Source organism: Kitasatospora sp. SolWspMP-SS2h (assembly GCF_003259315.1).
GTDB lineage: Bacteria > Actinomycetota > Actinomycetes > Streptomycetales > Streptomycetaceae > Kitasatospora > Kitasatospora fiedleri.
Window position 1 is genome coordinate 113,030 of the sequence record NZ_QLLT01000010.1, and the last position, 20,538, is coordinate 133,567.

Consider the following 20,538-nt stretch of genomic DNA (forward strand, 5'->3'; position numbering starts at 1 on the left):
ACGGCCTGACCCGGTGTCAGCCCGGTGCCCGTCCCCGGGTCCGGACCGCCCGGGCCGGGCCCGGCGTTAGAGTCGTGGCATGAGTGCGGACGAGACGAGCGCGCGGATCGACAGCTGGATCTGGGCGGTCCGGCTGATCAAGACCCGCTCGGCGGCGGGCGCGGCCTGCCGGGCCGGGCACGTCAAGCTGAACGGGGCCGCCGCGAAGCCCGCGCAGCACGTCAAGGCGGGTGACGACGTCCGGGTCCGGATCGAGGGCCGGGAGCGGATCGTCCAGGTGGTGCGCCCGATCGCCAAGCGGGTCGGCGCGCCCGTCGCCGAGACCTGCTACGTCGACCACAGCCCCCCGCCGCCGCCGCGCACCGAGCGCCCGGCCGCCGTCGCCCAGCGCGACCGGGGCGCCGGGCGGCCGACCAAGCGCGAGCGGCGCGACCTCGACCGGCTCAAGGACGGCTACCGGCCGTACTTCTGAGCCCCGCCCGCGCCCCGCTGCCCCCTGCCCCCCGGTAGCGGCTCACTCCCCGTCGGCCGGCTCCTCCTCGGCCCGCTCCTCGGCGATCCGGACCTGCTCGGCGAACTGCTCGGCGGAGATCCGCTCCACCGCGGCCCCGTACTTCGCGGCCAGCGCGTCGGCGGGCCCGGTCTCGTCCTCGACCAGGTCGACCACCAGCAGGGCGCGGCCGTTCTCGACCCGCGAGGAGAGCACGATCAGGCCCGCGCCGCCGTCGGTGATCTCGGCCTGCTCGGCGGCGTTGCCGATCGCCGCGCCCGCGGCGAAGCCCAGCAGCACGCCGATCGGGCCGCCGAGCAGCCCGACCAGGCCGCCGACCAGGCCGGAACCGACGGTGGGGACGCCCGCGCCGCGGATGTGGCTCTCCGGGACGTCGAGGATGCCCTCCGCGTCGCGCTCCAGCACCGCGACCTGCCGGGCCCCGGGCAGGTGGATCGCGTCCTCGTAGGCCAGGCGGCAGCGCGCCCGGTCCTCGAAGCCGAGCAGCAGCACGTTGTGGTGGTGGTCGTGGTGGTCGCTCATCGCGGTTCCCTTCGCCTTGCCGACAGTCGTCCCGCCCCGGCGCGCCGCGCCGGACACGGCACGGGCCCATCCTGCCCGCGCCGCCCGGACCCATGCCCGCGCCGCGCCGCCGGGAACGGACGCGGGGCGGCGGCCGGACGGCGGCCGGACGGCGGCCCGCGCACCGCCGGGCCCCCGGGCGGAGCGGCGATAATGGACCCCATGGCCCGCCGACGCACCCCCGCCCCCGCCGCTCCCGCCGCCCCCGCCGACTGCCCGTGCGGCCTGCCCGCCCGGTACGCCGACTGCTGCGGCCGGCTGCACCGCGGCGAGGCCGCCGCGGGCAGCGCCGAGCAGCTGATGCGCTCCCGGTTCAGCGCCTTCGCGGTCCACGACGAGCCGTACCTGCTGCGCTCCTGGCACCCGGACACCCGGCCCGCCGCGGTGGACTTCGACCCCGCGCTGCGCTGGGAGCGGCTGGAGATCCTCGGCTCCGGCGAGGGCGGCCCGTTCCACACCGAGGGCACCGTCGAGTTCCGCGCCCACTACCTGGAGGGCGGCCGGCCCGGCGCGCTGCACGAGCGCAGCCGCTTCGTCCGCCACCGGGGCGAGTGGGTCTACCTGGACGGCGACACCACCACCTGACGGACCGTCAACCCTCGTTCGCCAGGCGGTGCTTGAGGCCGAGCAGCGCCCCGCCCGGGCCGCGCGGGCGCAGCCAGCCGGTGTCGGTGCGGTCGACGGCGCCGAAGCGGTACTTGTACGGTTCGGCGCCGCGCAGGAAGTCGAAGGTGCGCACGCCCTCGGCCGCGCAGGCGCGGATCGCCGCGTCGACCAGCGCGGTGCCCAGCGAGTCGGCGGCGAAGCGCGGGTCCCAGCCGGTCTGGTAGTAGGCGAACCGGTCGGCCCAGCGGAAGCCGTACAGCACGCCCACCACCTCGTCCCCGCGCCGGGCGAGCTGGAAGGCCGGTCCGCACCCGGGGGCGGAGCCCTGCACCAGCAGCCGGTGCAGCGGCAGCCGGTCGGCCCCGAAGCTGCTGGCCCCGCCCGCGGCGGCGGCCCGGCGCAGCCGGTGCAGGCGCAGCAGGTCGTCCAGCAGGTCGGGCCGGGCGGCGGTGGGCGGCAGCCAGTGGAAGTCGATCCCGGCCGCGGCGAGCCGCCGGTGGGCGCGCCGGTTGGCGGCCCGGAAGTCCCGCGAGCCGAGCCGGTCGGGCCCGGCGGCGAGGTCGGCGCGCGGGCAGGCGGTCCGGGCCACCGGGCGGGCGCCGGCGGGCGGCAGGCCGGCGTGCGCGGGGTCCAGGTTGGGCAGCCAGAGCGTCTCGCGCCGGGCCCGGTCGGCCAGCCAGGCGGCCACCTCGGCCCGCCGGTGCGGGCGGGCGGCGGGCCCGCAGTGGTCGGCGGCGCCGGGTCCGGTGCCGAGCAGGGTGAGCACCGGCACCTCGACCGGCGCCCGCCGGTGCACCCGCAGCCGGGCCGTGCCGAGCGGCAGCACCGCCTCGGCCCGCCCGTCCGGGCCGCGCCACACCGCGACCTCCCCGGGCTGCCCGGCCCCCAGCGTGCGCCACCAGGCGAGCACCCAGTCCGGCCCGGCGAACCACGAGCCGTCCGGGTCCCCGGCGACCAGCTCCCGCCAGTCGTGCACGAGTTCCCCGCCCAGTTCGGGCGTCCGGTGGATCTCCGGCACCGCCCCGCCCGCTCTCCCGCCCGTCACGTCCCGCCCCTTCCGCCCCGCGCCGTCCGCCCCGGCCCCGACCGCTGTCAACCCTCGCCGTCCAGAGGGGGGTTCACCTTCCGCCGCGCAGCCGGTGCACGGCCGGGTGCAGTCCGGACAGGATGGTGTCGAAGCGGTCCCGGCCGGTGTGCGAGTTGACCCGCAGGCGGCTGATCCGCAGCCGGTGGGCCGGGGCGAGTTCGGCGTGCCGGTGGTCGAAGAGGAATCCGGTGCGGTAGCCGAGGGTGCGCAGGACCCGGTCGGCGCGCGGGTCGTAGTTGCCGTTCGGGTAGGCGAAGGTGGTCGGCGGGCGGCCCATCCACCGGGCCAGCCGTTCGTGCGCGCCCAGGAGTTGGGCGTCGAGGTCGGCGTCGGCGCAGCGGTCCAGGCAGGGGTGGGAGGCGGTGTGGCTGCCGATCGCCACCCCGGCGTCGGCCAGGGTGTGCAGGTCGGCGCGGCTCAACTGCCGCTGCCGGGGCGCCTGCCGGGTCGCGGTGGTGCGCAACTCGGCCAGGGCGCGCCGCCGTTCGGGGTCGGCCAGGTCCTTGAGGCGGCGGACGGCGGCGGTCGGGCCGAGGCCGTGCAGCGGTTCGGCGCGGGCGCCGTGCCGGACCAGGTGGGCGGCCTCGGTCCACCAGTACGGCTGGTCGGTGCCGATCAGGTCGGTGATCACGTAGGCGGCGGCCGGGATGCCGAGCCGGGCCAGCACCGGCAGCGCCTCGGTGAGCACGGTGCGGTCGCCGTCGTCGAAGGTGACCAGCACGCTGCGGGCGGGCAGCGGGCGGCGGTGCTCGGCGGCCCGGGCGACCTCGTCCGGGCCGACCGGGCGGGCGGTGCGGGCCAGGCGTTCCATCTGGGCGCGGAACGCCGCCGGGTCATCGACGCCGTGGTAGGCGAGCACGGCGAGGCGGCGGGCGGCGCGGGCCCGGAAGACCGGTTGCAGCGGGGAGCGCCGCAGCAGGGCGTCGATGTTCCGCCGCCCCCCGGCGGTACGGTCCGTCGTCGGCATGGCCGTCTCCCCTCACGGTGGTCACGGTGGCGGGTACGGGTGCCGCGGGCGGTCGGCCCGCCGGTCCGCCGGGGTCGAAGGTCATCAGAGTCCCATGAACGGGTAATGCCTGTCCCAAATTCGCCGAAGCCCGCCGGGCGGGCCGGCCGCCACCTGTCCGGATCATCCGCTGAGCGGGGCGTACCACGCGTTGGCATAGTTCAGGGGGACCGCTGCCCGCCCGCCCAGGGGAGTGCCCGCACGATGACCATGCCCGGCTTCGGCTCCTTCGGTTCCGACGACGCCTTCTCGGAACTGCTCAACCGCTTCTTCGGCCTCAACCCGGCCGCGTCCCCGCCCGCCGTCCAGCGCGTCCCGATCGGGCGGCTGCTGACCGAGTCGTCCCGCGACCTGATCGCCCGCGCCGAGCTGCGCGCCCAGGAGGACGGCAGCACCGACCTGGACACCCCGCACCTGCTGTGGGCCGCCACCCAGGTCGAGCCGTCCCGCGGCCTGCTCGCCCGGTCCGGCGCCGACCCGGACCGGCTGGCCGCCGCGATCGAGCGCAGCCTGCCCGCGGGCGCGGCCGACCCCTCGGTCGACCCCGGCCTCACCCCGGCCGCCAAGCGGGTGCTGATCGGCGCGCACGCCCGCTCGCAGGCCGCCGGCGTCTCCTACATCGGCCCCGAGCACATCCTGGCCGCCCTGCTGGACGACCCCGACTCGGCGGCCGGCCGCCTGCTCGGCGCGCAGGGCGCCGACCCCTCCCGGCTCCAGCGCGGTGCCGAGGCCGCCGCCCGGGGCGAGCGCTCCCCCGCCAAGCCCGAGAGCGCGACGCCGACCCTGGACGAGTACGGCCGCGACCTCACCGAGGACGCCCGGATGGGCCGGCTCGACCCGGTGGTCGGCCGGGCCGAGGAGATCGAGCAGACCGTGGAGATCCTCTCCCGCCGGTCCAAGAACAACCCGGTGCTGATCGGCGAGCCCGGCGTCGGCAAGACCGCCATCGTCGAGGGCCTGGCCCAGCGGATCGTCTCCGGCGACGTCCCCTCCACCCTCAGGGACCGGCGGGTGGTCTCGCTCGACCTGTCCGGGCTGGTCGCGGGCTCCAAGTACCGCGGCGAGTTCGAGGAGCGGCTGAAGAACGTCATCGACGAGGTCCGCGAGGCCGCCGACTCCACCGTGCTGTTCATCGACGAGCTGCACACCGTGGTCGGCGCGGGCGCCGGCGGCGAGGGCGCGATGGACGCGGGCAACATGCTCAAGCCCGCGCTGGCCCGCGGCGAGCTGCACGTCATCGGCGCCACCACCATCGACGAGTACCGCAAGCACATCGAGAAGGACCCGGCGCTGGAGCGCCGCTTCCAGCCGGTGCTGATCCCCGAGCCCTCGGTCGAGGAGACCGTGCAGATCCTGGAGGGCCTGCGCGACTCCTACGAGGCGCACCACCAGGTCCGCTTCACCGACGAGGCGCTGCGCGCCGCCGCCGACCTCTCCGACCGGTACGTCTCGGACCGCTTCCTGCCCGACAAGGCGATCGACCTGATCGACCAGGCCGGCGCCCGGGTCCGGCTGCGCGGCCTGGGCCGCTCCACCGAGGTGATCGGCCGCGAGGACGAACTGGCCAAGCTCCGCCGCGAGAAGGACGAGGCGGTCGCCGCCGAGGACTTCTCCCGGGCCTCCGAGCTGAAGGGTCGGATCGCCGACCTGGAGGCGCAGACCGCCGAGGTCGAGGAGCGCCGCGAGGGCGTGGTCTCGGTGACCGTCGACGACGTCGCCGACGTGCTCTCCCGGCGGACCGGCATCCCGGTCTCGCAGCTCACCGAGGACGAGAAGACCCGGCTGCTCAAGCTGGAGGACGAGCTGCACGACCGGGTGATCGGCCAGGACCGGGCCGTGGTCGCGGTCTCCGAGGCGGTGCGCCGCAGCCGGGCCGGCATGGCCGACCCGGACCGCCCGGTCGGCTCGTTCCTGTTCCTCGGCCCGACCGGCGTCGGCAAGACCGAACTCGCCAAGGCCCTGGCCGAGTTGATCTTCGGCGACGAGGACCGGCTGGTCCGCTTCGACATGAGCGAGTTCCAGGAGAAGCACACCGTCTCCCGCCTGGTCGGCGCCCCGCCCGGGTACGTCGGCTACGAGGAGGCCGGGCAGCTCACCGAGGCCGTCCGCCGTCGCCCGTACAGCGTGCTGCTGTTCGACGAGGTCGAGAAGGCCCACCCGGACGTCTTCAACGCGCTGCTCCAGGTCCTCGACGACGGGCGCCTCACCGACGCCCAGGGCCGCACCGTCGACTTCCGCAACACCGTGGTCATCATGACCTCCAACATCGGCTCGCAGCTGATCCTCTCCCACCGGGGCGAGACCGAGGAGATCCGCGACCGGCTGATGGAGGAGCTGCGCGGGCGCTTCCTGCCCGAGTTCCTCAACCGGATCGACGACATCATCGTCTTCGACGCGCTGGGCGCCGACGACCTGATGCGGATCGTCGACCTGATGCTGGCCAACTCCGAACGCCGGGTGCGGGCGCAGGGGTTGGAGCTGGAGGTCACCGAGGCCGCCAAGGAGTGGCTGGTCGACCGGGGCCACCAGCCCGAGTTCGGCGCCCGCCCGCTGCGCCGCACCATCCAGACCCAGCTCGACAACCGGCTCGCCACCATGCTGCTCGGCGGCGACCTGCGGCCCGGCGACACCGTCGTCGCCGACGCGCGGGACGGCGAACTGGTCTGCTCGATCGGCCGCCCCGAGCCGTCCTGACCCGACCCGTCGTCCCGCGCCCCCGTCACCCGGCCGCCCGCGGCGGTCGAGGTGCGGGGCCGCGGGGGCGCTGCCACGATGGGCGGCGTCCCCCCTCCCCAGCGGCCCGGAGTGTGCCCATGCCCCGCCCCCGGATCCTCGTCATCGGTGCCGGCTTCGCCGGCGTGGAGTGCCTGCACCGGCTGGAGCGGCTGCTCAAGCCCGGGGAGGCGGAGCTGGTGCTGGTCTCCCCGCACGACTACCAGCTCTACCTGCCGCTGCTGCCGCACGTGGCGGCGGGCGTCGTCACCCCGCAGTCGGTGGCGGTCTCGCTGCGGCGGCGGCTGCGCCGCACCCGCTACCTGCCGGGGTTCGCCCTGGGGGTGGACACCGGGCGGCGGCAGGTGACCGTGCGCACCAACGAGGGCGCCGAGTGGGAGCTCGGCTACGACCACCTGGTGCTGGCCGCCGGCAGCACCACCCGGCTGTTCGACATCCCGGGCGTCACCGAGCACGCGCTCGGGATGAAGACCCTGGCCCAGGCCGCCTACCTGCGCGACCACGTGATCGGCCAACTGGACGCGGCCGCCGCCACCAACGACCCCGAGGAGCGCGCCGAGCGGCTGTGCTTCGTGGTGGTGGGCGGCGGGTACGCCGGCACCGAGACGGCCGCCTGCCTGGAGCTGCTCACCCGGGAGGCCGTCCGGCGCTTCCCGCACGTGGACCCGTCGCTGCTCAGCTGGCACCTGGTGGACATCGCGCCCCGGCTGCTGCCGGAGATCGGCGAGCGGCTCGGCGACGCCGCGATGGCCGTGCTGCGCGGCCGGGGCATCGAGTTCAGCCTGAACACCAGCGTCGCCCGGGTGACCCCCCGCACGGTGGAGCTCACCGACGGCCGGACGCTGCGCACCCGCACCCTGGTCTGGACGGCCGGCGTGGCCGCCAGCCCGCTGGTGCACACCGTCGACACCGACCTGGTGCGCGGGCGGCTGGCGACCACGGCGGAGCTGACCGTGCCCGGCGCGGAGGGCGTGTTCGCGGTCGGGGACGCCGCCGCCGTCCCGGACCTGGCCAAGGACGACGGCAGCATCACCCCGCCCACCGCGCAGCACTCGCAGCGCCAGGGCAAGGCGGTGGCCCTCAACGTGGCCGCCCGGCTGCGGGGCACCGCGATGCGGCCCTACTTCCACCGCGACCTGGGCCTGGTGGTGGACCTGGGCGGCGGCTACGCGGTCTCCCGGCCGCTGGGCGTGGAGCTGAGCGGCCTGCCGGGGCAGGCGGTGGCCCGCGGCTACCACCTGATGGCGCTGCCGACCGTCACCGCCCGTACCCGGGTGCTGGTCAACTGGGCGCTGAACGCCACCACCGGCAGCGACTTCGTCAGCACCGGCTTCCAGGACGGCCGCCCGGCCACGCTGCCCGACTTCGAGCACACCGGCGCGTACCGCCCGGCCTGACCCCGCTACCCGGCCCGACCCCGCCGCCCGGGGTCAGCGGCCGTACCTGCGGCGGGCCCCGGCGACGGCCACCGACCCGGGACCGACGCCGAAGTGGCGGCGGACGTCCTCGCGGGTGCCGGAGAGGCCGAAGCCGTCGGTGCCGATGGAGTTCCAGTCCTGCGGGATCCACCGGGCGATCCGGTCGGGCACCGCGCGCATCCAGTCGCTGACCGCCGGCACCGGCCCGGGGACGCCCGCGAGGGCGCGGGTGACGTACGGGGTGCGCTCCTCGCCGCGCAGCAGCGCGTCGTCGCAGGCCGGCGCGTCGCGCCGGAACTCGTTCCAGGAGGTGGCCGACCAGACGTCGGCGGCCACGCCCCAGTCGTCGGCGAGCAGGCGCCGGGCGGCCGGGGCCCCGCGCACGGCGGTGCCGGAGGCCGGCGGTCGCGGGCGGGGCGGGGCACCGGGCCCGGGGCGGGGACCGGCTCCGCACCGGGCCCGGCCGGGCCGCCCGGCTCGCGGCGGCACGCACCGGCTCGCACGGCGCGCGTGCGCGCGACCGCACCGGCCGGGACGCCGCACGCCGGTGTGCGAAGGGCCCCCGGACCGGGACAGTGGCCGGGACGTCCGTCGCGTCGTCCCGGTGTGGCCGGGGCGAGCGGCCGGGCGGCACGAAAGGGGTGCGGGATGAGGGGTTACGGACCGAGGGGTGACGTGCCGGGGGCGGCCCGCGGACGGTGGCGGGGCCGGGCGGCGACGGCCCTGCTGGGCGTCGCCGCGCTGGCCGCCGGGACGCTGGCCGGGACCGGGCCGGCCGCGGCGAACGCGCCGGGGAACCCCGGCACGCCGAGCGCGCCGGTCACCGTGTTCACCGAGGACTTCGAGAACGGCCAGGGCCCGGCGGTCACCCTGCTGACCGACTACACCGGCGCCGCGCCGACCGCCGAGCAGTACACCGCCGACCCGGCCTGGCTGACCGCCTGCAACGGGCTGATCGTCTCCGCGCAGGGCCCGGCCGCCCCGCCGCCCGGCGTCTACTGCGGCAGCTACTGGGCCGCCAACAAGCAGATGGCCGCCGCGCTGGGCAGCTGGGCGGGCGGCGACGCCGCCACCAACCACTCGCTGACCGCCTACACCTCGGCCGACCCGGGCGCCGGGCGCACCGAGCTGGAGACCGTGCGGCCGGTCCCGCTGAGCGCGCAGAACCGCTTCCTGACCTTCTCGGTGGACGCGGCGGCCCAGAACTGCTTCGCCAGCCACCCGCTGCTCGCCTTCTACCTGCTCGACGGCGGCACCGCGCGGGCCGCGTTCAGCTCCCCCATCGACCCCTGCCAGAACCCCGGCCGGGTGATCGGCGGCACCTCGGTGGGCACCTACGCCAGCAACGGCTCGGTCCTGTTCAGCGGCGACTCGGCCGGCATCCGGCTGGTCAACGAGCAGCCCAGCGGCGGCGGCAACGACGGCGCGATCGACAACATCCGGCTGCTGGACGCCACCCCGCAGCTCGACCAGTCCTTCGCCCCGGCCCAGCTGCCCGTGGGCGCGCCCGCCACGCTGACCTTCACCGTCACCAACACCGCCGAACTGGCCGCCAAGGAGGGCTGGTCGTTCACCGGTCGACTGCCCGCCGGGCTGGTCCTCGACCCCGGCGGCGCCACCACCGACTGCGGCTCCGGCACGGCCGTCGCGGACCCCGGGGCGGGCACCGTGACCGTGCACGGCGACCTGGCCGCCGGACAGCCGTCCTGCACGGCCACCGTCCGGCTCACCTCGCTCACCGGCGGCACCTACCGGGTCTGCGCGGCGGACGTCACCGCCCGGATCGGCCTCGACCCGCCCGACTGCACCTCGGTGACCTTCACCGCGCCGGTCTTCGACGCCCGGGCGCACGGCGTCCGGCTCACCTCCCCGGCGGTGAACATCGGCCCGCTGCCCGCCTCCGCCCACTCCTGCACCCCGCTGCCCGGCCAGGACGCGCACGCGGTGCTCAGCGCCGGACTCGGCGGCGTCGGCACCCTCGGCGTGCTCACCACCGACGCCTCCGGCACCGTCGACCCGGACGGCACCCGCACCGCGGCGGCCCACGCCCAGGTCACCGGGGTCAGCCTGCTCGGCGGGCTGGTCACCGCCGACCTGGTCGGCACCTCGGCCCGGGCCCGGCAGCCGCTCACCGCCACCGGCCCGGGAGCGGTCGAACCGAGCGGTAGCACCACCCTGGTCAACCTCCGGGTCGCCGGGCTCCCCGTCGCCGCCGACACCGCGCCGAACACCACCATCGGCCTCCCGCTGGTCGGCTCCCTGGTCGTCAACCAGCAGACCCCGATCGCCGGGGGCCGGGGCGTCACCGTCACCGCGCTCTCGCTGACCCTGCTCACCGGGACCCGCCTGACCGTCGCCCAGAGCACCGCGGCCCTGCTCACCACGGCCGACACCTGCCCCACCTCCTGACACCCGCGCGCGGAGCGGCCCCCGGCGCGTGTCGGGGGCCGCTCACGTGCGGGGGGCCTAGCGGGGCGCGGAGCTCCTGCGGCCCATCCGGACGCCCGCCACCAGCAGGGCGCCGACGAACAGCACCGCGCCGATCACCAGCAGCCAGAGCAGGCCCTTCACCAGCGCGCCGACGAACCCGCACACCACGGCGATCAGCACGATCAGCAGCAACCACACCATCTCGGCCTCCTCCACTCGTCGCTCGTCCCGCACCCGGTGTGTCCGGCGGGGCCGGGCCCGAGGGCCGGGCCCCGCCGGAGGACGTCACCGGTGGCGGCCCCGACCCGGGTCGCCCTTGCCGGTGTTCGGCGGCAACTTGCCTTCGGCGTCCGGCAGTTCGGCCTCGATGCGTTCCTTGCGCACCTCGCCCGTGACGGTCTGCTGCTCGACGTGCTCCTCGGTCACCAGCCGCACCCGCTCCACCGGCACGGCCTCGGTGCGCACGACCGGGCGCTCCCCGTGCAGGACCACGTCGTACTCGGCCTCCGAGATGGCCTCGCCGGTCAGCGCCTCGCCCCGGTTCGCCTCGGTGATCGGCTCGCGCTCGATCCGGACCTCCTCGTGCCGGACCGGCACGGTCTGCTGCTCCTCCTCGGTGACGACGTACTTGCGCAGCCGGGCGTGCCCGGTCTCGTACCGCTCGATGCCGACGTGCATCCGCTCCTCGGAGCGGGTCATCGCCTCGTCGTCGTGCTCGGTGCGGCCGGTCCCCCGGACGGCGGGGCCGGGCGCGGCGGCAGCGGCGGCGCGGGCGTCCAGGTCGGAGCGCGCGTCCATGCCGGAACGGGCGTCGGTCCGGCCGCCCGCCGTCGCACCGGCGGCGGTGGTCCCGGCCGCAGCAGCGGTTCCGGTGGCCTTGGCGGTCCCGGTGGTGCCGGTGGTGCCGGTGGCCTTGGCGGTCCCGGCGGTCCCGGCGGCGTCGGTGAGCCGGGTGCGGCCCGTCTTCGACCCGGCCGCCGCGCCTGCCGCACCGGCCGCGCCCGCCGCACCGGCGGCGGTGCCGGTGTCGCCCTCCCGGTGGGCCCAGCCGCCCTCGCCGGGCTGGTTGGCGGCCTTCCACGCGTCGTCCCAGGCGATGCCGTAGTGCTGGTACAGCCGGCGCTCCTCCTGCTCGGAGAGGTGGCCGCCGTTGTCCACGTCGACGTTCGGCGCGTCCTTGACCTTGTCCTTGGCGTAGGGGACCTGGAGGTGGCCGTCGACCACGTCGGCGTCCCGGATCGGGACGAACGACTCGCTCGAACCGAACCAACCGGTCTTCACGCTCACCCACTCGGGCTTGCCGGTGGCGTCGTCGAGGAAGAGGTGGTCGGCCTTGCCGATCTTGTTGCCCTGAGCGTCGTGCACGGGGTGGTTCAGCATGGAACGGATCTGCTGTTCGGTGATCATGTGCTCACGCCTCCTTCACATTCCAGCACTGGGCGCGTGGCCCGCTCGGCCGGACTGAAACCCACTTCCGGGATACATTCACGCAAAGTGACCGAAATCGGGCGAATTCGCCGCCCTCGCTCACGCTGCGTCCCCGGTGCGGACCGTGCCGCACCGGGGACGTCCGGCGGAGTGCGCCCGGCGGGCCGGGCTACACCCCGTCCCCGTCGCCGTCGCCCTCCCCGGCCTCGACGCCGTCCCCGTCGCCGGGGTCCAGGCCGGCCTCCTCGCGGTCCTCCTCGGTGCGCTCTTCCAGCTCGGTCTCGTCGGGCCGCCGCGGCAGGCCGCCGCCGTGGCCGGTGTCGGGGTCGCCCTCGACCGCCTTGTTCGACTTGTGGTGGGACACGGTTGCCTCCGGCAGTGGTGCGGACGTTGCTTCCCTCCATCACCCCCCGCCGCCGGACGGTCCGCAAACCGGGGAGCCGGGCCGTGCGCCCCGCCCCTAGGCGTTCTCGGCCCGCACCTCGCCGGCGGCGATCGCGGCGGTGAGGCGGGCGTGGTCGGCGGCGTTGAGCTCGGCGTAGCGGTGGGCGAAGGCGGTGACGGCGCGGTCGAAGGCGTCGCCGCGGCCGAGGTAGGCGGCGATGGCGATCCGGTCGCCGGAGCGGGCGTGGGCGCGGGCCAGGGCGGTGCCGCAGAGCCGGGCGTAGGCGCGCAGGGCGCGGGTGGTCAGGGCGCCGACCTCGGCGGAGCCCTTCATGTCGCGCAGTTGGCGCCAGTAGAAGTGCCGGTCGGCCGGTCCGGTCATCCAGCCGAGGAAGATGTCGCTCGCGGCCTGGATGAGGCGCTGCCCGGCGACCACCCGCTGCCCGTGGTGGACGTACCGGCTCGGCCTGGCGTAGGGCTCCAGGACGGACGCCCCGGCCTCCTTGACCTGGAGCATCAGCGGGTCGCCGGCGTCCCGGCCCTGGAGCAGGACGACGTGGCAGCGGGTGCCGACGCTGCCGACGCCGACCACCTTGCGGGCGGTGTCGACGTAGCGGTAGCGGTCGAGCAGCCGCCCGCGCTCCTCGGGGAGGGTGGCGCGGTAGTCGGCGAGCATGCCGTGCACCTCGTCCGGGTCGACGCCGACGTGCTCGATCAGCGGGGGCTGGTCCTTGAAGCGGCGGCGGCCGGTGGCGGTGGTCTCGGTGAGCTTGCCCGCGGCCTGGAGGCTGTCGCGGCGGCGGGCGGCGGCCAGGTCGGCCTCGACCCGGCGGCGGGGCTTCCCCGTGAGCCGGGCGAGCAGGTCGTCGGCGTCGATCCGCCGGTACCAGACCGGGAGTTCGCCGAGCCCGGCGAGCTGCCGGACGTGCTCGCGGTAGGCGCGGACGGCCTCCCGCACCACCCGGTGGGCGTCCTCGGGGCGCTCGCCGTTCTCCCGGGCGGCGACGGCGAGGCTGGCGGCCAGCCGCTGGACGTCCCACTCGAACGGGCCGGGCAGCGTCTCGTCGAAGTCGTTCAGGTCGAACAGCAGAGCCCGTTCGGGCGAGGCGAAGAGCCCGAAGTTGACCAGGTGGGCGTCGCCGCAGAGCTGGACGGTCAGGCCGCTGTCGGGGGCGGCGGCCAGGTCGCCGGCCATCACGGCGGCGGCGCCGCGCAGGAAGGCGAACGGGGAGGCGGCCATCCGGCCGGTGCGGATCGGGACGAGTTCCGGGACCCGGTCGGCGGCCTGGGCGCGCAGCACGGCGAGCGGGTCGGGGCGGTCGGCGGCGGGCCGCCAGTGCCCGGCGGTGGAGCGCGGGGCGCGGGCCCGGGCGGCGCGGCCGGCCTCCGTGCGCTCGTCGACCGTCAGGTAGGGGGCGGGGGCGTCCATCGGCGGGGCTCCTCACGGCGTCGGGGCCGGAGACGTACCCGCCCCGGCGCGCCGCCGTACCGTCGGCGGGCACCGGGGCGGCGGTCGCTCACCCGGAGGGCCGCACTACATGTTGATCATGTGTCCGGCCAGGCCGTGGATCGCCTCCTTGACGGCCTCGCCCAGCGTCGGGTGGGCGTGCACGTTGCGGCCGACCTCGTGCACCGTCAGGTCCCACTGCTGGGCCAGCGTCAGTTCGGGCAGCAGCTCGGTGACCTCGGGGCCGATCAGGTGGGCGCCGAGCAGTTCGCCGTGGGTCTCGTCGGCGATGACCTTGACGAAGCCGACCGGCTGGCCGAGGCCGTGCGCCTTGCCGTTGGCGGTGAACGGGAACTTCTGCACCTTGACGGCGTAGCCCTGCTCGCGGGCCTGCGCCTCGGTGTACCCGAAGCTGGCGACCTGCGGCTGGCAGTAGGTGGCGCGCGGGACCATCACGAAGTCGATCTCCATGGTCTCGGCCCCGGCGATGGTCTCGGCGGCGATCACGGCCATCGCCTCGGCGGCGTGCGCGAGCATCAGCTTCGCGGTGACGTCGCCGATCGCGAAGATGTGCTCGACGCTGGTGCGGCCCCGGCCGTCGACGGCGATCGCGCCGCGCTCGGTGAGCTGCACGCCGGTCGCCTCCAGGCCGTAGCCCTGGACGCGCGGCACGAAGCCGATCGCCTGGAGCACCTTGTCGGCCTCCAGTACCTCCTGCTTGCCGTCCCGTGTGACGGTGACCTTCACCGGGCCCGCCGGGTCGGAGTCGTCGATCGCGTCGACCCGGGTGGAGGTGAGCACCTTGATGCCCAACTTGCGGTACTGCTTGGCGAGTTCGGCGGAGACGTCGGCGTCCTCCAGCGGCACCATCCGGTCCAGGAACTCGACGACGGTGACCTGCACGCCGTAGTTGTGCAGCACGTACGCGAACTCGACGCCGATCGCGCCGGCGCCCGCGATGACGATCGACTCCGGCAGCCGCTCGGTGAGGATCTGCTCCTCGTAGGTGACGACCCGCTCGCTGAGCGAGGTGCCGGGCAGCAGCCGGGTGGTGGCGCCGGTCGCGATGACGCAGTGGTCGAAGGTGACCATCTCGAAGCCGCCGGCGGCGAGCTTGACCTGGAGGGTGTGGTCGTCGACGAAGGTGCCCCAGCCGTCGTACTCGGTGATGCCGTTCTTCTTCATCAGGTAGTGGACGCCCTTGACCCGGCCGTCGGCGACCTGCCGGGAGCGGCTGAACGCCTTGCCGTAGTCGAAGGAGACCTTGCCGTCGACCTGGAGGCCGTACAGCTCGGCCTCGTTCAGCACGGTGTGCGCGAGCTCGGCGTTGCGCAGCAGGGCCTTCGAGGGGATGCAGCCGACGTTGAGGCAGACGCCGCCCCAGTACTTGGCCTCGATCACGGCGGTGCGCAGGCCGAGCTGGGCGGAGCGGACGGCGGCGGTGTAGCCGCCGGGGCCGGCGCCCAGGACGACCACGTCGTAGTGCGTGCTCATATTCCTCGATCCTTCAGGAAGCGGCGGACGGCCTCGCGGCCCGTGCCTCCCAGTACACCAGGCCGGGGGGCCGGGGACGGCTCCGGCTCCGGGACGGGCAGGTCGGGCAGCGCGCCCCGGTGCAGCCAGGCGTCGAACAGCGGGCCGAGCGGGCGGTCGGTGTAGCGGGCGGCGTGCGCGGCGAGGTCGGCGGTGGTGGCCACGGCGTGCCGGTAGGCGGTGGCCCAGTCGCGCAGCAGCCGGAAGAAGGCGGGGTCGCCGAGGGCGCAGCGCAGCGCGTGCACGGTCAGGCCGCCGCGCTCGTAGACCCGGTCGTCGAACATGTGCCGCTTGCCGGGGTCGCCGATCGCCAGGTCCTGCGGCAGGCCGCGCAGCTGGAGGTGGGCGGCGGCGGCCAGGCGCTGGGCGGTGGGGCCGCCGGTGCGCTCGGACCAGAGCCACTCGGCGTACTTGGCCAGGCCCTCGTTGAGCCAGATGTGCCGCCAGTCGGCGACGGTGACGCTGTTGCCGAACCACTGGTGGGCCAGCTCGTGGGCGACCAGCCGTTCCCAGCCGCGCCGCCCGTCGAGGTGGTTGCGGCCGAAGGTGGCCATGCCCTGCGCCTCGACCGGCACGTCGAGGTCCTCGTCGACCACGGCGACGGTGTACCCGTCGAACGGGTACGGGCCGAACAGCTCCTCGAACAGGCGCATCATCTGCGGCTGCCGGGCGAAGTCGTGCTCGAACCGGGCCGCCAGCGGCTGCGGCACCCAGCCGCTCTGCGGGACGGTGCCGGGGGCCCGCTCGGTCAGCGGGACCTGCCGCAGCGGGGCGATCGCCAGCCCGACCAGGTAGGGGGCGGTGGGCGCGGGCTGCTCGTAGACCCAGGTGGTGGCGGAGGAGCGGGTGGTGCGGCTGAGCAGGCGCCCGCCGGTGACCACGGCGTACGGGGTCGCGGTGGTCACCGTCAGCTGGTAGGCGGCCTTGTCGGCGGGGCGGTCGTTGCAGGGGAACCAGGACGGGGCGCCGACCGGCTGGGAGGCGACCAGCGCGCCGTCGGTGATCTCCTCGAAGCCGATCCCGCCCCAGGGACTGCGCACCGGGCGCGGGTTGCCGGACCAGTGCACCTCGCAGGTGAAGACCGCCCCGGCGGCGGGGGCCTTGGCGGGCCTGATCCGGAGCTTGCCGTCCCGGTGGGCGTAGTGCGCGGCCTTCCCGTCGACCAGCACCCGGCCGATCCGGAAGTCGGTCAGGTCGAGGGTGAACTCGCGCAGCGGCTCGGGCCCGGCGATGGCGGCGATCCGGGCGGAGGCGGCCAGCCGGTTGGGGCCGGGCCGGTAGTCGAGGGCGAGTTCGTAGCGGTGGGCGCGGTAGCGCGGGTCCCCGTGCCGGGGGAAGTACGGGTCGGCGGCGGGGGCCGGCTTGGAGCTCAACGCGGGGGTTCCTCCTGGCGCGGGGGCGGTCACTGCTTACTGCCAGGCTTCGATCGGGTTGCCGAGCCAGCGGGTGTCGGCGGGCACCGTCTCGGCCCGCATCACCAGGGAGGCCGGGCCGAGGGTGGAGCGCTCGCCGACGGTGCTGCCGGGCAGCACGATCCCGCCCGGGCCCAGGGTGGCGCCCGCGCGGAGCTCCACAGTATCCAGCCGCATGATCCGGTCGTGGAAGAGGTGGGTCTGCAGCACGCAGCCGCGGTTGACGCTGACGCCGTCGCCGAGGGTGACCAGGTCGGCCTCGGGCAGCCAGTAGCTCTCGCACCACACGCCGCGGCCGATCCTCGCGCCGAGCGCGCGCAGCCACAGGGTCATCAGCGGCGTCCCGGCGGTGCGGCCGACCAGCCAGGGCACGGCGAGGACCTCGGTGAAGGTGTCGGCCAGCTCGTTGCGCCAGACGAAGCCGGACCACAGCGGGTGCTCGACCGCCCGGAACCGGCCGACCAGCAGCCACTTGGCGGCGGCGGAGACCAGGCAGGCGGCCAGGCCCGCGCCGAGCAGCACCGGGCCGGACAGCAGCGGCGCGTCCAGGGCGCAGAGCGCGGCGGCGGTGAGCACGGCCAGCGCGGCGGAGGCGAGCACCGGGACGATCCGGGCCAGTTCGGTCAGGCCGCGGGCCCAGCGCAGCCGGGCGGGCGGCTCGTAGGTGAGGGCGAGGTCGGCGGTGTCGGCGGCCCGGGGCAGCCTGACCGGCGGCATCCCGAGGTAGGAGCTGCCGCGCTTGGCCTTCTTGGGCGTCGCGGAGAGCACCCCGACCAGGCCCCGGTCGGGGACGGCCCGGCCGGGCGCGGTCATCCCGGAGTTGCCGAGGAAGGCCCGCTCGCCGATCTCGGCCCGCCCGATCCGCAGCCAGCCGCCGCCCAGCTCGTACGGGGCGATCAGGGTGTCGTCGGCGAGGAAGGCGCCGTCGCCGACCTTGGTCAGGCTGGGCAGCGCCAGCACGGTGGAGACCTCCGCGCCCTTGCCGACCCGCATGCCGAGCAGCCGCAGCCAGACCGGGGTGATCAGCCCGGCGTACAGCGGGAACAGCGTCTCGCGGGCCAGGTCCATCAGCTGGCTGACCGTCCAGGCCTGCCAGCCGGTGCGGCCGTGCAGCGGGTGGTAGCCGGTGCGCAGGCCGAGCGAGAGCAGCCGGACGCCCGCCAGGACGAGCGCGGCGTAGGCCAGCCCGTAGGCGAGGGTGGCGGGGACGAGGGCGGCCAGGGCGCCCCGCAGGGCCTGGGCGAGGTCGTCGCCGGGGTGGACGAACTGCCCGGCGATCAGCAGGCCGGGCAGCGCGGCGAGCAGCGGCAGCAGGGAGAGCGCGAAGCCGGTGGCGCCGTAGGCGGCGGCCCAGCCGGGGGTGCGCGGGGGGCGCTGCGCGGGCCAGCCGCGCTGGGCCTTGCCGGTCTTGGCGGCGGGCGCGCCGGCCCAGCGCTGGCCGGTGGGGACGGCGCCGGTGACGCCGGAGCCGGGGGCGATCTCGGCGCGCTTGCCGATCTTGGCGCCGGGCAGCAGGGTCGAGCGGGTGCCGACCACGGCGCCCGCGCCGATCCGCAGCGCGCCGATCTCCAGCCGGTCGCCGTCCAGCCAGTGGCCGGACAGGTCGACCTCGTTCTCGACCGCGCAGCCCTTGCCCAGGCGCAGCAGGCCGGTGACCGGCGGCAGGGCGTGCAGGTCGACGTCGGGGGCGACCCGGCAGCCGAGCGCCCGGGCGTAGCGGACCAGCCAGGAGCCGGAGAGGCCGACCGCGCCGGAGGCTTCGGCGAGCCGTTCGGCGGCCCACAGCCGCAGGTGGACGGAGCCGCCGCGCGGGTAGCTGCCGGGGCCGACGCCGCGCAGCAGCAGCCGGGCGCCGCCGGCCGCGATCGCCAGCCGGCCGGGCGCGGAGTACAGCAGCAGGGCGCTGGCGGCCAGCAGCCACCAGGGCGCGCGGGGGGCCCACGGGTAGTCGCCGAGCAGGTGCAGGACGGTGCCGAGCGCGCCGAGGGCGAGCGACCAGCGCAGGCCGGTGAGGGTGGCCAGCGGCAGCGTCAGCAGCAGTTGCAGGGCCTGGGCGCGGCGGGGCGTCGGGGTGACGGTGCGGGCCGGGCCCCCGGCCTGGGCGGACTTCTCCAGCAGCCGGGCCAGCTTGCGTAGGGTGGGCTGCTGGTAGATGTCCAGGACGGAGACGGCCGGGTAGCGGGCGCGCAGCAGGGTGGTGAGCTGGGCGGCGGCCAGCGAGCCGCCGCCGATCGCGAAGAAGTCGTCGTCGGCGCCGCGCACCGGGGTGCCGAGGATCTGCGCCCACTGCTCGGCGAGCCACGCCTCGGTGCCGTAGAGCTGCTCGGCGGGCCCGGCGGTCTCCAGCTCGGGCAGCGGCCAGGGCAGCGCGTCCCGGTCGACCTTGCCGGAGGTGCGGGTGGGCAGGTGGTCGACGGGGGCGAGCAGCGGGACGAGGGCGGCGGGCAGTTCGGCGCGCAGCCGGGCGACGGCGGCGTCCCGGTCGAAGCCGTCCTGGGTGACCAGGTAGCCGACCAGCAGCTGGTTGCCGCCGCGGGCGGTGCGCACGGCGGCGGCGGCGCCGGAGACGGCGGGCAGCGCCTGGAGGGCCGCGTCGACCTCGCCGAGCTCGATCCGCCGGCCGCCGAGCTTGATCTGCTCGTCGGCGCGGCCGAGGAAGACCAGGCCCTCGGGTTCGGCGCGCACCAGGTCGCCGGAGCGGTAGGCGCGCTCCCAGCCGAGGGACTCCAGCGGGGCGTACTTCTCGGCGTCCTTGGCCGGGTCGAGGTAGCGGGCCAGGCCGACGCCGCCGATCACCAGCTGGCCGCTGCCGCCCATCGGGACGGGTTCGCCGGCCTCGTCGACGACGGCGAGCTCCCAGCCGTCCAGCGGCAGGCCGATCCGGACCGGGGGGCGGCCGGTCAGCAGGGCGCCGCAGGCGACCACGGTGGCCTCGGTGGGGCCGTAGGTGTTCCACACCTCGCGGCCCTCGGTGACCAGGCGCTCGGCGAGTTCGGGCGGGCACGCCTCGCCGCCGAAGATCAGCAGCCGGACCTCGTTGAGCGCCTCGGCGGGCCAGAGCGCGGCCAGGGTCGGGACGGTGGAGATCACGGTGATCTCCTGCTCGGCCAGCCACGGCCCGAGGTCGGCGCCGGAGCGGACCTGGGCGCGCGGGACGGGCACCAGGCAGGCGCCGTGCCGCCAGGCCAGCCACATCTCCTCGCAGGAGGCGTCGAAGGCCACCGACAGCCCGGCCATCACCCGGTCGCCAGGGCCGACCGGCTCCTCCCGGAGGAACATCGCGGCCTCGGCGTCGACGAACGCGGCGGCGCTGCGGTGGGTGACGGCGACGCCCTTGGGCCTGCCGGTGGAGCCGGAGGTGAAGATGATCCAGGCGTCGTGCTCCGGGCCGGGCTCCCGGGCCTCGTGGCCGGACGGCTTGACCTTCTCCAGCCGGTGGTCGGCGCCGATCACCGCGTTCACGTCGGCCTCGCCGAAGACCAGCTCGGCCCGCTCGTCCGGGTCCTCGAAGTCGACCGGCACGTAGGCGGCGCCCGCGGCGAGCACCGCCAGGATCGCCACGTACAGCTGGTTGCCGCCGGAGGGGACGCGGACGCCGACCCGGTCGCCGAGGCCGACGCCCGCCCGGGCCAGGTGCCGGCGGACCCGCTCCACCTCGGTGAGCAGCGCCGCGTAGCTGAGCGTCTCGCGCCCGTCGTCCAGGGCCGGCTCCTGGGGGTGGGCGGCGGCGGTGGCGGCCAGCACGTCGACCAGGGTGCGCGGCGCGGGGGCGGCCTGGGCGCGGAACAGCGCGGTATCGGGAACGGTCATCACGGCCACACGGTCCTCGTCCTGGGTTCCCCGGCGGTCAACCGAAGGCGTCGAAAGCAAGACAACCTGGGCAAGTTTACCGGTCAGGCGGGGTGCGGGGCCGGAGGCGGCGGGCCGGCGGACCGGTGGACGGGGGGCCGGGACGGCGGGCGGGGGCCGGGCGCGGGCCGAC

15 protein-coding genes and 1 pseudogene are annotated in these 20,538 nt (G+C 76.1%); 5 read left to right on the forward strand and 11 right to left on the reverse strand.

All coding sequences use genetic code 11. The features are described from left to right. Positions 1 to 79: 79 nt before the first annotated feature. Positions 80 to 472: an RNA-binding S4 domain-containing protein gene (locus tag K353_RS14480; protein WP_111554002.1), complete on the forward strand. Its 393-nt coding sequence runs from the start codon at positions 80 to 82 to the stop codon at positions 470 to 472. A 42-nt stretch (positions 473 to 514) separates the two neighbouring features. On the opposite strand, the gene K353_RS14485 is transcribed toward K353_RS14480, so the two are convergent. After that, positions 515 to 1,033 carry a histidine kinase gene (locus K353_RS14485; protein WP_111554003.1) on the reverse strand — a complete coding sequence of 173 codons (519 nt, stop codon included), beginning with the start codon at positions 1,031 to 1,033 and terminating at the stop codon, positions 515 to 517. Positions 1,034 to 1,234: 201 nt separating this feature from the next. Here K353_RS14485 and K353_RS14490 point away from each other — a divergent pair, with 201 nt between their 5' ends. Next, positions 1,235 to 1,657 carry a YchJ family protein gene (locus K353_RS14490; protein ID WP_111554108.1) on the forward strand — a complete coding sequence of 141 codons (423 nt, stop codon included), beginning with the start codon at positions 1,235 to 1,237 and terminating at the stop codon, positions 1,655 to 1,657. Between the two features lie 7 nt (positions 1,658 to 1,664). On the opposite strand, the gene K353_RS14495 is transcribed toward K353_RS14490, so the two are convergent. Both K353_RS14495 and K353_RS14500 read right to left on the reverse strand, forming a co-directional pair. Then, entirely contained in the window at positions 1,665 to 2,723 is a 1,059-nt protein-coding gene (locus K353_RS14495) for a GNAT family N-acetyltransferase (RefSeq protein WP_146616463.1), read from the reverse strand. A gap of 73 nt (positions 2,724 to 2,796) precedes the next feature. Continuing rightward, a complete protein-coding gene (locus K353_RS14500; protein WP_111554005.1) occupies positions 2,797 to 3,732 on the reverse strand; it encodes a polysaccharide deacetylase family protein in 936 nt (311 codons plus the stop codon). A 243-nt stretch (positions 3,733 to 3,975) separates the two neighbouring features. Between K353_RS14500 and K353_RS14505 the strand changes: the two genes are divergently transcribed. Both K353_RS14505 and K353_RS14510 read left to right on the forward strand, forming a co-directional pair. Next, a complete protein-coding gene (locus tag K353_RS14505) occupies positions 3,976 to 6,465 on the forward strand; it encodes an ATP-dependent Clp protease ATP-binding subunit (RefSeq protein ID WP_111554006.1) in 2,490 nt (829 codons plus the stop codon). A gap of 119 nt (positions 6,466 to 6,584) precedes the next feature. Next, entirely contained in the window at positions 6,585 to 7,901 is a 1,317-nt protein-coding gene (locus K353_RS14510; RefSeq protein WP_111554007.1) for an NAD(P)/FAD-dependent oxidoreductase, read from the forward strand. A 60-nt stretch (positions 7,902 to 7,961) separates the two neighbouring features. Here K353_RS14510 and K353_RS14515 read toward each other — a convergent pair. Then, a pseudogene (locus K353_RS14515) lies at positions 7,962 to 8,357 on the reverse strand (pyruvate dehydrogenase (acetyl-transferring), homodimeric type); the annotation flags it as partial. Positions 8,358 to 8,570: 213 nt separating this feature from the next. Between K353_RS14515 and K353_RS14520 the strand changes: the two are divergent. Further along, on the forward strand, positions 8,571 to 10,331 hold the full coding sequence (locus K353_RS14520) for a choice-of-anchor P family protein (protein WP_146616464.1): 1,761 nt from the start codon (positions 8,571 to 8,573) through the stop codon (positions 10,329 to 10,331). A gap of 57 nt (positions 10,332 to 10,388) precedes the next feature. On the opposite strand, the gene K353_RS34860 is transcribed toward K353_RS14520, so the two are convergent. The 7 genes from K353_RS34860 to K353_RS14555 form a co-directional block, all read right to left on the reverse strand. Beyond that, positions 10,389 to 10,553 carry a DUF4175 domain-containing protein gene (locus K353_RS34860; RefSeq protein WP_146616465.1) on the reverse strand — a complete coding sequence of 55 codons (165 nt, stop codon included), beginning with the start codon at positions 10,551 to 10,553 and terminating at the stop codon, positions 10,389 to 10,391. Between the two features lie 84 nt (positions 10,554 to 10,637). Next, positions 10,638 to 11,759: a PRC and DUF2382 domain-containing protein gene (locus K353_RS14530; RefSeq protein WP_111554010.1), complete on the reverse strand. Its 1,122-nt coding sequence runs from the start codon at positions 11,757 to 11,759 to the stop codon at positions 10,638 to 10,640. 190 nt (positions 11,760 to 11,949) lie between these two features. After that, the gene (locus K353_RS14535) at positions 11,950 to 12,144 is read right to left on the reverse strand and encodes a hypothetical protein (protein ID WP_111554011.1); all 195 of its coding nucleotides are present in this window, start codon (positions 12,142 to 12,144) and stop codon (positions 11,950 to 11,952) included. 96 nt (positions 12,145 to 12,240) lie between these two features. After that, entirely contained in the window at positions 12,241 to 13,593 is a 1,353-nt protein-coding gene (locus K353_RS14540; protein ID WP_111554012.1) for a DUF2252 domain-containing protein, read from the reverse strand. 105 nt (positions 13,594 to 13,698) lie between these two features. Beyond that, positions 13,699 to 15,105 (reverse strand): dihydrolipoyl dehydrogenase, encoded by a 1,407-nt coding sequence (lpdA, locus tag K353_RS14545; protein ID WP_111554013.1) that lies wholly within the window; start codon positions 15,103 to 15,105, stop codon positions 13,699 to 13,701. Next, a complete protein-coding gene (locus K353_RS14550) occupies positions 15,102 to 16,517 on the reverse strand; it encodes a M1 family metallopeptidase (protein ID WP_111554014.1) in 1,416 nt (471 codons plus the stop codon). Before K353_RS14550 ends, lpdA begins: the two co-directional genes overlap by 4 nt. A gap of 36 nt (positions 16,518 to 16,553) precedes the next feature. Further along, a complete protein-coding gene (locus K353_RS14555) occupies positions 16,554 to 20,366 on the reverse strand; it encodes a Pls/PosA family non-ribosomal peptide synthetase (RefSeq protein WP_233533584.1) in 3,813 nt (1,270 codons plus the stop codon). Positions 20,367 to 20,538: the final 172 nt, after the last annotated feature.